Raw genomic sequence first — 12542 nt, forward strand, 5'->3', positions numbered from 1 at the left:
GGTAGCCCCCGGGACAGGCTGCCCGGATGGTGTCCAGTGAGGGGATCGGTGTTCAAACGGTGCGGCTGCCGCGATCCCCAGACAGGCAAGGATTACGGCGCCCGGTGTCCGAAACTGCCCCGGTCGGACCACGGTTCCTGGTTGTACATACACGACGTCCCACCCGGTCCCAATGGGCGGCGGCGGCGCACCACCGGCGGACCGTTCGAGACCGAGACGGAGGCCGAGGTCGCGTTGACCGGTTCCCTGGCCGAACTCCATGGCGGTGGGCGGCCCGACGACACCGGGCTCACCGTCGCCCGCTACCTCGACGACTGGCTCGATGGAAAGGCGAGTCTCGCCGCGTCCACCCGCCGCTCGTATGAGGAGCACGTCCGCCTCTATCTCAAACCCGGCCTGGGACACCTCAGACTCGCTGACCTGCGCGACCACCACATCGAACAGCTCTACGCCGCCATGCGGCTCATCGGCCGGGATCTGCACGGCAGGAAACGCTCACCCCTGCTCGTCCGCCTCCTCGAAGTCCGCAAAGACGACCCCAACCACCGCCGGCCCCTCAGCGCCTCCCGGCTACGCCGGGTGCACGCCACCACCATGAGCGCGCTCAACAGCGCCGTGAAACGTAAGAAACTTGGCGTCAATCCGGCCGAACACGTCGAACTACCCAAGGCCCGCAAGCCCCGACCGCTCGTCTGGACCGCACCGCGGATCGCCGCCTGGGAACGCACCGGTAAACGGCCCTCCCCCGTCATGGTCTGGACCCCGCAGCAGGCCGGTGCCTTCCTCGACTTCACCGTCGCCGACCGCCTTTACCCACTGTGGCATCTCATCGCCCACCGCGCCCTACGTCGCGGTGAAGCCGTCGCCCTCGGCTGGACCGAAATCGACATCGACGACGACAGTATCTACATCCTCGACAACCTCCCCGGATCCGTTTCCGGCGCCGACGACAACCTCGACCTGGACGGCGACGAATACACCGAACCCAAAAGCGACGCCGGCTACCGTACTGTCAGCCTGGACCCGGCTACAAAAAACGTCCTCACCACCTGGCAGGCGCGCCAAGACGAGGAACGCGCCGCTTACGGTAAGGCCTGGGTCGACAGCGGACGGATGTTCACTCATCCCGATGGCAGCAGGCTCACCCCCAACGGCGTCTCGCAACGCTTCGAACGGCTCATCACCCGATTCGCCACCATCCGCCATGAGCACGCCGAACACAGCTGGACCGTCGACCAGCTCGCCGCCCGGCATTTCATGCCCGAAGACGCCATTCAGACCGCGCTCGCCTTCGGCCCCCTGCCCCCGATCCGACTGCACGACCTGAGGCACACCGCCGCCAGCCTCACCTACCGGGCCACCAAGGACCTCAAGGTCGTCTCCGAACTCCTCGGACACTCCTCCGTCCACTTCACCGGCGACGTCTACACCTCGGTCTTCGCCGACGCGGATCGCGCCGCGGCCAAAGCCGCCGCCGACATCGTCCCCCGCCGACACCCACCCGGCCAGGTGGAACCCGACAGCTTGGACGACCCCACACCACCCCCCGCCAACGGACCTGGCCTCGACCTGTAGGACACCCCGGGTCAGGTTCGCAGCAAACTCCGGTCACACCGACCGCATCGGCTCTTGATCCACCAGCAGCGCGGGAGACCACACCAACCGCGCACGGTCAAGATCGGTCAAACAGCCGGTAGACCAGGCCATCCCCACGACCGCGGCGGGGCCGCCGAGGGCCACCAAGAGCTCGTCCGCATCGACCGGCACCGAGGCACCCTCACCAGCCACGGCCACTCTCCGCAACCAGCGGAGGAGGCTCGGAAAATGGTTGCGGTCGCAACGTCACCAGCACGTCACCACCAGGGCCCGTTGTTGATCTCCACGGCCACCTGGCCGCTGCAAAAGGCCAGGTCAGGAGGGGTGGGGCGGGTGGGGCTCGAACCCACGACCGACGGATTAGCAATCCCATTGATTCGTTATCCGTCGCTACTCGCGAAAACATGCTGATACCTGCGGATTATGCTTGCAGGCAAGCATCGTCATTTGCCGCCATTCACCCTTATTGATCACTCAAAGTACGGGGTAAGTACGGGACGATCAGGCTAGTATGAGGGCGTTCGTTCCACTCCCGAAGGATGCGGCGGTGTGGCATGGCTCGTCCCAGTCTAGATCTCGGTGTCGGCGGAAAGATCTTCTACAGCGCCACGGCGAAGGGCTCCCGGGCACGCTGCTTCTACCGCGACCATGACGGGGTACGCCGCGAAGTCGAACGCGGCGGCACCTCCAAGGCGGCGGCCACACGGGCACTGAAACTCGCGCTGCGTGACCGGCTGCGGGTCGCGGTCGGCGACGGCGACATCACACCGGAGACGACTATGAAGGTCCTCGGTGAGGCGTGGTTTGCCGAACAGCAGAAGAAAGACCGCTCTCCCAACACCCTCGCGGCCTACCGCACCACCCTCGACCGGCACGTCTACCCCGCACTCGGCGGAGTGAAGGCCCGACAGGTCACGGTCGGAACCGCGGACCGGTTTTTCAGCGCGGTCACGACCAAAAGCGGCCCCGGTGCGGCGCGGATCGCGCGAACAGTGCTGTCCGGCATGTGCGCGATGGCCGCCCGGCTCGACGCAATGGACCGCAACGTGGTCCGCGACGCCGGGCAGATCACCCGACCGGAACCGAAGCCGGTATCCAAGGCGCTCGGCGCAGCCCAACTGCGGCAGTTGCGGGCGCTGCTCACCTACGACGAACGGGCGCGGCGCCGCGACATCCCCGATCTTGTGGACATGCTCATCGCCACCGGCGCGCGCATCGGGGAGGTATGCGGGATCGTCTGGGACGCGGTCGACCTGGACGCGGGCACCGTGGAAATCCGGTCCACCGTGGTGCGGATTACCGGCCAGGGTCTGATCAACAAGCCTCGTCCGAAGTCGAAGGCGGGCCACCGGCTGTTGCTACTCCCGGCCTGGGCCGTGGCCATGCTGCGCACCCGCCACCACGGACAGAACAGTGACGAGGTGGTGTTCCCCGCGCAGATGGGCGGCCTACGCGACCCGAGTAACACTCAGGCCGACATCCGCGACGCCGTGAACGATGCCGGCTTCCCCGGCCTGACGTCCCACCTGTTCGGCCGCAGGTCCGTTGCCACCCTCCTCGATGGGGATGGGCATACCCCCCGCCAGATCGCCGATGTCCTCGGCCACGCCAACCCGTCCATCACCCTGTCCACCTACATGGGCCGGAAGGTCTCGAACCCCGGCGCGGCGGAAACCCTCGCGGTCCTGGCCATATGACCCCAACCGCTAATCTGGAGCCCTTCGGTCTCCGCGGGCCGTCCACCGTCCCGACCGCGTACACCCGCCCGATCCATGCCGTGAAGATGCCAGAGCCCTTTGTGAGGGAATCTTATGTGTTCACAACCTAAAGCGAATTAGCGATGATGTAGGTACACAACAAAGCGGCCCGGAACGGTGCGCCAACACCGCAACCCGGGCCTGAGCCCCGAACCCCTGCGACCACAGGAGTACGTGACCTATGGCCATCATGCCACCACCACATGACGGGTGGACACCCACCATCAACCCGATGATCACAATCGTTCCATCGTACCGTCCGATTGCGGTCGACGTCCACACGTGGGACGGGCACGACGGGATGAAGCTCGAAGCTGTGCTGATGTTGCCGGGCCTCGACCTGCGTCTGATCGACGGTGTGAGCGATGTGAACGCGGCTGCCTACTGGCTGCAAGTGGCTCAAGCCGTGCTACTGGCGGCGGGACGCCTGCTCCGGCGTGCCCAGACCCCGATACCGGACGATGAGCTAGCTGCCCAGACTCACGCGTTGGGTCCGCTGGTGCGTCTACTCGGCCTGTTCCAAACCCCCCGGATGTCACCGGATGACTACGCCCATCTCTACACGCTGCTACGCACGGTAGACGACGCGATGACCGCTCGCCGTGCCGCGCTGCCCACCGAGAACGCCCCGACCGACAATGGAGCGGGGCAGACCTGGGCGACGATCGCCTGTGCGGCGCTCGACGCTGCGATGCGGGCGTACGGGACGACGGAGGATGTATCCGGCGACGAAACCCCGCCCGACCGCGGCCCACGCCGCGACGTGATGCACCTACTGTGGTCTCTGACACACATGGCTAAGGACACAGACACGACCCTCGACGAACTTGACACCATGAATCGTCTACTTCAGACCGTTCAACAAACGGTAATCCTCGGTCAGCAGCCCTAGGCCGCGTCTGTCCTGGGTAGCTGCCACACCCGGCGGCTACCCAGGACCCGGGTCCGTAGTCCTGGCCCCCGGTGAGCTGCGCTGGCTCTCGTCACTCGACCGGTTTCAGTGACCATCCTTGACGCCTGACCCGGGTTGCTCCGTGGGCAAGCCTGCTCGTCCTGCGGGTGCGCTCTGCGCACTCGTGGGGCGAGTGGGCGCGGCAGCACTGCTTCTAACCCACACCCCTCGACCGGTGACATTCCCTGATCTCCTCGACGCTCCGAACGGGTGGCCGGGCCGACGCGCCCGGGTGGGGTGCCGACCGAAGGGAGGCCGGGCCCCGCCCGGCGCGCGGCGGGTCCGGACGGGTCCTGTTCGGCGCGGCGCGTGCGGCACATGTGACACGAACCACCCGGCGCCCCGAAGGGGCGCCCTTGAACCCGTACAGAACATTAGCGACGATCAAACATCGTTGCTGTTTATGCAGGTTATCCGGTTAGACGAGGTCGATGGGCCTGTTGCGGCTGATCCGCCAGGTGTGGGCCTCGTCGGCCAATGATCGAATCGCGGGATAGTCGCGGTCAGTCACGGCGAGGACGACGTTGACCCGGCTTGCGATGTGAGCGGTCTGGAACGGGCCAGCGAGACGCAAACTTTCGCGGGCAAGTGCGGCCACCCTGTCAAGATCCGGTGACTTGCTCCGTGCAACGGCTACTGCCTCATCCGCGCGGAACACGGACGTCCGTGAGCTACTGCCCTGCTCGATGGCGGGTCGGACGTCGGCCGTTACCTCCATGAAGCGGCCTATCTCGCCAAGGCGGGAATACACTCGGCCGACGTCGAGAGAGAAGATCGGCAATCCGATGCTGGTAAGGCTGTCAACGACGGTACGATGATCCTCTCGCGGGCCGCGCTCGTCTGGAGTCAGCCTGCTAACGATGCTTTCGGCCTCGCTGACGGCCGCGTCAACTCCTCGGATGTCGCCATGGGCGGCGCGGGCCCCGGCAAGGCTGCCCACCAGCAAGATAGCCCGTTGTGGTCCGCTGGGTGCGTGGCGCAGGCCGTCGAGCGCGTACTGTTCGGCTCCGGCGGGGTTGCCGGCGTAGTCCTCGATGGTGGCCTGCATGAAGCGCGTCCAGGCGATCAACTGATTGTCTTCGAGGAGTTCGCCTCTGCGGTGGGCTTCCCGCAAGGACAGCCGGGCGTCGGTGGTGTGTCCGGCGTTGTTCTCCAGCCATCCGCGGATGCCGGTGGCGACACCGGATACGCGCCAGACCCGGGCCTGGTCGGCGGGCCGTAGCGGGTATTGGGCGGTGATGGCGTCGGTGAGCTGCTGCAACGCGATGGCCCGGCGCAATGTCTCGGCGGGGGGATGGTGCAGGTAGTCGGCCACCACGGCCTGTAGGGCCCCTTCGGCCGCGGATGCCGCGCCGCTGCCGGCGGTGGCGCGTTCCAGGATGGCCAACCTGTCGGCGGGCGCGATCATCGCTGCGGCTGTGCCGGTGGCGGTGAGTCCTATGGCTGCGGCGGTGAGGCTGAGTAGGTCTCTGCGGTTCGCGGTCTCCACCCCCTCGGTCTGCGGCGTGGGCTGGTGTTGTGAGGGTATCCCGGCTAGCGGTGGTGTAACAGACCCCGCATGATCGTCTTTGTGTTCGTGGGGGTAGGGGTAGCGGAATCCGAGTTCGGGTTCGCTGGCCTGGAAAAAGTGGCAGTAAGCCGCCTGGTAGGACGTGCCGGGGAAGTTGACGCCCCGCTCGTGCTTGCTGATCATCTCGGGGCCGGCGGCCGGTGGGGTGAACCCCGCTTCCTTGGCCACGACAGGGTCAATGTTGGCGATCTTGTCGGCGAGGGCGGCCCGGCTCAGTCCGAGTTGTTCGCGGTGGCGGCGTAGCTGGCCGGGGTTCCATCCCGGGTGTGTGCTGGGCTGAGGGGGCATGACGTCTCGCTTCCCTGGTTACCGGATTTCCCGGGAGAAAGCGTAGCCGGATGCTTACTGCTATCCGGTGATGTCGGTGGGCCTTGTCTGGCGTGTTTCCTGGTGGACCACATGTTTTCTGATCGTTTGCCGGATGAATACCTGATCGTTTGCCGTTCGGCTGCCGGTTCGGGCGCGGGAACGGTCGTCTAGGTGAGCACGGCTGTCCGGCATCGATAACCGTCTGTTTGCTCTCGATGCCTCCGGCTTGACGCGGTGGACTTCTCGGCGGCGGTTCCTGCCGGGTTGGCCTTCGTGTCCTCGGCGGGCGCCGTGAACGGTTCCGGGCGGGCTGTTCCACGCAGGTGGGGCCTGCCCGGGGCCACCTTGTGATCACGAGACGAGGGGGGTCCTGGCCGTGGGCCGGTGGGAGGACGAGCATTTTGCCCGGTTGGAGTGTGAGGTGCCGGTGCGGGGCCGGGATCGTCTGGCCTGGTGGCGGACGGCGCGGGCCGGCCTGGGGGCGGTGGAGGTGGCCGCGGTGCCGGTCGGCGTGCTCGGGCTGCTGGATGCCCCGGGGGTAGCGGTGCGGCACGGCCGGATCCCGGCGGGGGCGGGGTTGCTGTTCGAAGCCGGGGAGTGGGCGGTGTTCCTGGCCGGGGTGGGTCGCGGTGAGTTCGGGTTCGCCCGGTTAGCGGCGTTGCCGGTTCCCCCGGCTGCCGGTGCGGGGGCCGGTGATGGGTGAGCAGGCCTGCGTCGGGGATGGGACGGGGTCGGGCTGGTCGGAGGCATGGTCACGGATCCTGGCCGGCACGGGTGGGCGTGAGGCGGCCACGGTGTGGGTGGTGGCGGTGGTCGACGGGCCGGAGCGGGACGTGGACGGGGTGGTCGGCTACTTCGCCACCCCCCGGGACGCGGACCGGCATGCCTGTGCCCATGGGTATGGGGAGTGGCTGGTGGTGCCGGCGTTGGTGCTGCACCGGCCGGATGATCCGGTGGTGGTCCTGTGACCGGGGGGTGGCCGTTGCTGGTCCTGGACGGCGACGGCGTACTGATCACCAGCTTTCCGCGGGCGGAGTTCGACCGGGCGCACCGGTGGGCGCATGCCCGGGCCGGGGAACCGGTGGTGGAACTGCCCATTCTGGTGGAAGACCTGCTGGTACGGGTGACGTGGACGATCGGGCGGACCTCGTGCACGGCGACCCGCTGGGGGGTGCTGCCGGACGGGCCGGCACCACGGCTGGGTTGCCTGCTCCACGGTGGCGCCCGGCCGGGGCGGGAGACACGGTGACCCGGCTGTGGGAGGTGCAGGCCGGCAACGTTCCAGACGTGGAGCTCCCCGGTGGCGACGGGCTGCTTCTGGCCGGGCCGGTGCTGGAGGTGGACTGTAACCGCGCTGTGCAGGTGAGGGTCCGGCCGGTGGAGGACGGGCCGTTGCTGCCCGCGGCGGTGGCGGCCACGGCACAGGACGGGGTGGCCACGGTGACGGCGCACCCCCGGACCTGCCCGCCGGGCAGTACCCGGCTGGCGTTTCTGCTCGGCCGGTACATCCACGGGGACCGGGTGGCGGCCGGGGTGGACATGCCGGTGGTCACGGTCGGCTGTGCGCTGCGACCCGAAGAGTTCGGGGGGGTCGGCATCATGCCGGTGTCGCATCGGGTTCGCCTGCTGGGCGGCGGTGGCCGGTGGGTGGAACACACGATGTGGGAAGTGATGTCCCTGCCCCGGTACGCGGCCTTGACAGCGGGGGACCGGCTGTGAACGGCACCGACCGGCCTGAGTCCGACAAGGGGTCCGGGCTTGATGAGTCCTTCGTGGCCCGGCTGGAGTTGGCGTTGACCGCCCGTATCCGAGCGGAGCATCCCGGGCGGAACGCGGACCTGATCGGGCTGGTGGTCGGCCGGACGGTGGAACTTCTCGCCGGGTCCGCCGCGCATAACATGCGGCATCCCCTCGCGGACGCCGTAGTGTATCTACTCGCGCACGGTTTGCGGGACGGGCGGTACCATCAGGTGCTGGCGGATACCCGGTTGGACCTGCCGGGTCTCACCCGTGACGTGGATGCTTTCAACCGGGAAGTCGCGCTTCTCGACAGGCTGCATGAACGGCATCGCGCCCCGGGCGGCAGGGGTGACGATGGCTCTGCGGCCACCACCCCAAGGGAGCCAGGCGGCCCGGGCGGGTAGTACCGGCCCGTTGCGGGTTCCCCGCCGGTCTTGATCCTCGTAGGCCTGCTGTGGCTGTCCGCCTGCTTCTCGGCGTGGTCGACCTGCCGCGGGCGTGCTGGTCCCGGTGACCCACAGATCTGTGACGGGTAGAGGTCCGCCTGCCTGTCACTGCGGGGAGGACCCTGCCCTGCCCCCCAACACCGGGCGGGGTCCTCCCATCCTTCGAGCGACCCCGGGCCGCGCGCTGTCGTCCCCGACTGCCGCCGGTCCCGGGGTCTTTCCCTGCCGGGTGGGGTAGGCGGCCTGTTCCGGGCGGGTTGGTGGGGTTAGGGGCAGGGGGGTTGGTAGGGGAAGGTGGGGAGGTAGCGGTGCCATTCGTCTTCGCTGAGTCGGCCGGTGGGGGTGGTGCAGGCGCGGCGGGTGAGGCTGGTGGGGTTGAGATCCCACAGGCGGGCGGTGGTGTCGTCACCGGCGGTGGCGAGCATCGTCCCGTCGAAGGCGAGGGTTTCCACGGGTCCGGTGTGGCCGGTGAGGGTGGCCAGCGGGCGGGGGGTGCGCGGGTTGGTGAGATCCCACAGGTGGGCGGTGCCGTCGGTGCTGGCGGTGGCCAGCGTCGTGCCGTCGGGGGCGAAGACGGCGGTGGTGGTCATGCCGGTTTCGGGGATGGTGGCGGCGGGCTGCGGCTGGGTGGGGGTGGTGAGGGTCCACAGGAGGGTGGTGCCGTCCTGCTGGGCGGTGGCGAGCATCGTGCCGTCGGGGCTGAAGGTGGCGTCGAAGGTGGGGCCGGGGGCGAGGGTGGCCAATGGTCGGGGGGTGCGCGGGTCGGTGACGTCCCATAGGCGGGCGGTGCCGTCAAGGCTGGCCGTCGCAAGGGTGTGGCCGTCGGGGCTGAACGCCACGTTTCCGGCGATGTAGCTGTGGGGGGTGAATGTGGCGAGGGTGGAGGTGGCGCGGGGGTCGGTGATGTCGATTAGGAGCACGGCGCCGGTGGAGGTGCTGATCGCGAGCAGGGTGCCGGCGGGGTTGAACGCGGCGCCGTAGGGGGTTCCGCCCGTGTGCAGGGTGAGGGTGTTGACCTGGTCGGGGTGGTGGGGGTCGGTGATGTTCCACAGGCGGATGGTGGTGTCGTCGCTGGTGGTGGCGAGCAGGGTGCCGGCGGGGTTGAACGCCACGTGGTTCACCCCGTCGTCGTGGCCCAGGGTGGCTACCGGCTGGTCGGGGTGGGTGGGGTTCCACAGGCGTGCGGTGTGGTCGGCGCTGCCGGTGGCGAGGGTGTGCCCGTCCGGGCTGATGGCGACGGACAGGATTTTGCCGCTGTGGCGGAACGTTGCCAGCGGGGGCAGACCTCGGGCGGCGGCGGCCAGCAGGGCGATGCGCGCGGCCGGGTCGGGGTTGAGCCGGTAGGCGGCGACGGCGAGACGGACCGCGAGATCCGGATCATCGGTGGTGGCCTGGTCGGCGAGGATCGCGGCGGCGCCGTGCCGGTCGGGGCGGTTCGCCGTGGTCGGGGTGTGCCGGGGGCGGTCCGTGATGAGCAGGACAGCGGCGGCGAGGACCACGGCGGTCGCGGTGGCGAGGATCGTGATCCGGGTTCGGCGAGCCGGCGGTATGGGCCGGGCGTAGTGCGGGGGGATTGCCGGTGGTGGTGGGGCGGGCTGCGGTCCCTGCCTGCCGTGCCGGGTGGGTGCGGCGGGGGGCGGTGTTGGGGGTTGGGTGCTGGTGAGCATCCGGTATAGCTGCTCGGCGGTCGGCCGCTGCTCGGGGGCTTTGGCCATGGCGGCGGTGACGGTGTCGTGTAGTCGGCCGTGAAGCTGGTTTAGGTGGGTGGGATGGTCGTACCGGATGCGGTGCAGGAGTAGTTCGGATGATCGGTCCCCGAAGGGGGGTTGGCCGGTCGCGGCGTAGAGGACGACACCGCCCCAGGCGAAGATGTCGGCGGCCGGATCGGGTGGGGCGCCGTCGATGTTTTCGGGGGCCGTGTAGGCGGGGGTGCCGATCTGCTCGTCGATGTGGAACATGGTCATGCCGTGGGCGCGGGCGATGCCGAAGTCGATGACGCGAGCGCCCGTGGGCGAGAGTATGACGTTCGACGGTTTGAGGTCGCGGTGGACGACTCCGGCGCCGTGGATGACCGTCAACGCCACTGCGATGTGGACCGCAACCTGTTCCAGCTCGGCGCCGCGTAACGGGCGGCGGGCGGCCTGGGCGAGGGTCGGGCCGGGCACGTAGTCGGTGACCAGGTAGGGCCGTTCGGCGTTGGGGTCGGCGTCGAGGAAGGCGGCGGTGCAGAACCGCGGCACCCGCCGGGCGGCTTCCGCTTCGTGGCGGAACCGGGCGCGAAACTCCGGGTCGGCGGCGAACTCTACGCGGATCACCTTCACGGCGACCGGATGATGGTGCGGGTCCTCGGCGAGGTAGACCACGCCCATCCCCCCGACCCCTAACCGGCCGCGCAGACGGTAGACCCCGATGTGGGTGGGGTCGTCGATACGAAGCGCCGTGGCAGGCTGGGGCATGGTCAGGGCTGGCCGGTCGGGGTCTTCGTCGGTGTCGGGCGAGGCTGGAAGCTGGCGGCGGGTGGGGGTGGGGTCATGGCGCGGCTGCGGCGCTGCGGGTCGGTGCGGGTCGTGCCCTCCTGGCCGCGTAGCTGCTGGTCTAGCTCCATCGCCAGGGCGAGCGTGACGCCTGCTTCGTGGCGGCGTTGGAACCAGTCGGCCGAGATGCCGCCGTAGTGGGCGGCGGCCTCGTCGCGGCGGGCGGTGCGTGTGGCGGCGGTACCGGACCGGCCGGGAACAAGACCGAGTAGGGCGGCGGCGGCGTCACCGCGGGGGCTGCCGAGTGCCTGCACGGCCGTGAGGATCATCCGGTGTGCGGCGAGGGCACGCCGGTGCTCGCTGAGGCCGGGGTGCGGGGGGCTGAGCATGTCCAGCATGGGCCGTGCCTCGGGATAGCTGGCAAGGTCGGCGGGATGGCGGACACCGACCTTGAAGCAGCCATCGAGCAGGGTGCGAAGCAGGTCAACGCGATCCGGTTCGTGGGGGGCCGTCATCGGCGTTCGTTCCTTCCTGTCGATGCCGACTCCGGGTCGGCTCCGCGGATACTCCGGGTTGTGTCCGTGTTTGCTCCGGGCTGAGCCCGTCCCGATGATGGCCCGTGACAGGCCGGTCACGCTGCTGGTTTGCGTGGGTGTTTGGCCGGGCTTGTGATCGCACCTCCGGGGCTGATCCGTGCACAGCGCATCCCGGGCACCGTGGATGATCCGTGTGGACTCCGGTTCCGCTCCGGGCCGGCTCCGTGTCCGCTTCCGGGGATAGTCCGTGCAGATTCCGTGGAAATACCGGGTTCAGTGCCTTTCGCGTGGCCGCTGCGGCGGGCAGAGTGAGGAACACGGAACGCGGTCCGCGTTTCCCGCCCCTCGCCTGATCTTCTCTGTGTGGAGGCTGATTTACTATGCCCCGCTACTACGTCCGCACATCCTACGGGTTTTGGCGGATAGTGGTCTTCTTCTGGGTGCTGTACCTGGGCCTGTTTCTGTTCTCCAACGTGTCTGCCCTGGTGCCTGTCGTCCTGGTCGGGATGATCGTTGCCGCGGTGTTCTGGCTGGCTTCCCGGGTGATCCGCTGATGGCACGTCCTGGCGCGGTCGACCGGCGGCATGGGCGGCTGCTTGTCGCCGCGCTGGTGCTCTGGACGGCGGGACTGTTCTTCCTGTCCCTCGCCACGTCCCTAGCTATCGCATTGATGGACCGGTCCGCGTCTACTCCCACGCCGGTGTTGGTGACCGCGGCTGACCCGTGCACCACGACCATGCAAGCGTCCTATTCCCTGTCCTTCGGCTATTCCCCGTTGCATAAGGAGATGTCATGCGCGCTATCCCGGTGAACGAATCGCTGTTGGAAAACGTCGTCGCGGTCAGCGGCGCGATGCCGGAAACGGATCTGGACGGCAAGCAGAAGGCGAACCGTGACGGCCTGCCGGTCTACGGGGTGCAGGTCGCGGTCACCTACGACGGCACCGCATCTGTGATCAAGGTGAAGGTGGCGGGTGAGGCACCGCGGGTGCAGGTCGGGATGCCGGTCACCCTGGTCGGCCTGATCGGTACGCAGTGGGCGATCGGCGAGCGGCACGGGATCTCCTGGAGCGCACAGGCGATCCGTCCGCTTCCCACCCCGAACCCGGCCCCGGCGTCGAAGAGCTGACGGTCTGCCGGGGGCGGCATCCCTGACCCGGTGC

Annotated in this window: 15 protein-coding genes; 11 read left to right on the forward strand and 4 right to left on the reverse strand. The window is 68.7% G+C overall.

Features of this window, described 5'->3' with window-relative positions; all coding sequences use genetic code 11:
- The first annotated feature begins 141 nt into the window (after positions 1-141).
- The gene (xerC, locus tag FRANCCI3_RS17060) at positions 142-1575 is read left to right on the forward strand and encodes a site-specific integrase (RefSeq protein WP_235186949.1); all 1434 of its coding nucleotides are present in this window, start codon (positions 142-144) and stop codon (positions 1573-1575) included.
- A gap of 33 nt (positions 1576-1608) precedes the next feature.
- Here xerC and FRANCCI3_RS27140 read toward each other — a convergent pair whose 3' ends face one another.
- Positions 1609-1767 carry a hypothetical protein gene (locus FRANCCI3_RS27140; RefSeq protein WP_160172373.1) on the reverse strand — a complete coding sequence of 53 codons (159 nt, stop codon included), beginning with the start codon at positions 1765-1767 and terminating at the stop codon, positions 1609-1611.
- 383 nt (positions 1768-2150) lie between these two features.
- Between FRANCCI3_RS27140 and FRANCCI3_RS17070 the strand changes: the two genes are divergently transcribed.
- Positions 2151-3293: a tyrosine-type recombinase/integrase gene (locus tag FRANCCI3_RS17070; RefSeq protein WP_011437769.1), complete on the forward strand. Its 1143-nt coding sequence runs from the start codon at positions 2151-2153 to the stop codon at positions 3291-3293.
- Positions 3294-3534: 241 nt separating this feature from the next.
- Positions 3535-4245 carry a hypothetical protein gene (locus FRANCCI3_RS17075; protein WP_011437770.1) on the forward strand — a complete coding sequence of 237 codons (711 nt, stop codon included), beginning with the start codon at positions 3535-3537 and terminating at the stop codon, positions 4243-4245.
- Between the two features lie 478 nt (positions 4246-4723).
- Here the strand turns inward: FRANCCI3_RS17075 and FRANCCI3_RS17080 are convergent, their stop codons facing one another.
- Entirely contained in the window at positions 4724-6163 is a 1440-nt protein-coding gene (locus FRANCCI3_RS17080) for a helix-turn-helix domain-containing protein (protein WP_011437771.1), read from the reverse strand.
- A gap of 397 nt (positions 6164-6560) precedes the next feature.
- On the opposite strand from FRANCCI3_RS17080, the gene FRANCCI3_RS17085 reads away from it, so the two are divergent.
- Genes FRANCCI3_RS17085 through FRANCCI3_RS17105 form a run of 5 tightly spaced genes read left to right on the forward strand, consistent with a single transcriptional unit; the run spans position 6561 to position 8328 of the window.
- On the forward strand, positions 6561-6887 hold the full coding sequence (locus FRANCCI3_RS17085; RefSeq protein WP_023841973.1) for a DUF397 domain-containing protein: 327 nt from the start codon (positions 6561-6563) through the stop codon (positions 6885-6887).
- Positions 6880-7152, forward strand: a complete 273-nt coding sequence (locus tag FRANCCI3_RS17090; protein WP_041257976.1) for a hypothetical protein — start codon at positions 6880-6882, stop codon at positions 7150-7152. Before FRANCCI3_RS17085 ends, FRANCCI3_RS17090 begins: the two co-directional genes overlap by 8 nt.
- Positions 7149-7433: a hypothetical protein gene (locus FRANCCI3_RS28275; protein ID WP_041257978.1), complete on the forward strand. Its 285-nt coding sequence runs from the start codon at positions 7149-7151 to the stop codon at positions 7431-7433. The genes FRANCCI3_RS17090 and FRANCCI3_RS28275 overlap by 4 nt, the downstream gene beginning before the upstream one ends.
- Positions 7430-7903, forward strand: a complete 474-nt coding sequence (locus FRANCCI3_RS17100) for a hypothetical protein (protein ID WP_041257980.1) — start codon at positions 7430-7432, stop codon at positions 7901-7903. The genes FRANCCI3_RS28275 and FRANCCI3_RS17100 overlap by 4 nt, the downstream gene beginning before the upstream one ends.
- Positions 7900-8328: a hypothetical protein gene (locus FRANCCI3_RS17105; RefSeq protein ID WP_023841509.1), complete on the forward strand. Its 429-nt coding sequence runs from the start codon at positions 7900-7902 to the stop codon at positions 8326-8328. Before FRANCCI3_RS17100 ends, FRANCCI3_RS17105 begins: the two co-directional genes overlap by 4 nt.
- Before the next feature lie 308 nt (positions 8329-8636).
- Here the strand turns inward: FRANCCI3_RS17105 and FRANCCI3_RS17110 are convergent, their stop codons facing one another.
- Both FRANCCI3_RS17110 and FRANCCI3_RS17115 read right to left on the reverse strand, forming a co-directional pair.
- A complete protein-coding gene (locus FRANCCI3_RS17110) occupies positions 8637-10826 on the reverse strand; it encodes a WD40 repeat domain-containing serine/threonine protein kinase (RefSeq protein WP_011437774.1) in 2190 nt (729 codons plus the stop codon).
- Positions 10827-10828: 2 nt separating this feature from the next.
- On the reverse strand, positions 10829-11359 hold the full coding sequence (locus FRANCCI3_RS17115; protein ID WP_011437775.1) for a hypothetical protein: 531 nt from the start codon (positions 11357-11359) through the stop codon (positions 10829-10831).
- A 401-nt stretch (positions 11360-11760) separates the two neighbouring features.
- On the opposite strand from FRANCCI3_RS17115, the gene FRANCCI3_RS27145 reads away from it, so the two are divergent.
- Genes FRANCCI3_RS27145 through FRANCCI3_RS17125 form a run of 3 tightly spaced genes read left to right on the forward strand, consistent with a single transcriptional unit; the run spans position 11761 to position 12508 of the window.
- Entirely contained in the window at positions 11761-11934 is a 174-nt protein-coding gene (locus FRANCCI3_RS27145; RefSeq protein WP_023841510.1) for a hypothetical protein, read from the forward strand.
- Positions 11934-12191 carry a hypothetical protein gene (locus FRANCCI3_RS17120; protein WP_023841511.1) on the forward strand — a complete coding sequence of 86 codons (258 nt, stop codon included), beginning with the start codon at positions 11934-11936 and terminating at the stop codon, positions 12189-12191. The genes FRANCCI3_RS27145 and FRANCCI3_RS17120 overlap by 1 nt, the downstream gene beginning before the upstream one ends.
- Positions 12173-12508, forward strand: a complete 336-nt coding sequence (locus FRANCCI3_RS17125) for a hypothetical protein (RefSeq protein ID WP_011437776.1) — start codon at positions 12173-12175, stop codon at positions 12506-12508. The genes FRANCCI3_RS17120 and FRANCCI3_RS17125 overlap by 19 nt, the downstream gene beginning before the upstream one ends.
- Positions 12509-12542 lie beyond the last annotated feature (34 nt).

Source organism: Frankia casuarinae, from assembly GCF_000013345.1.
Taxonomy (GTDB): domain Bacteria; phylum Actinomycetota; class Actinomycetes; order Frankiales; family Frankiaceae; genus Frankia; species Frankia casuarinae.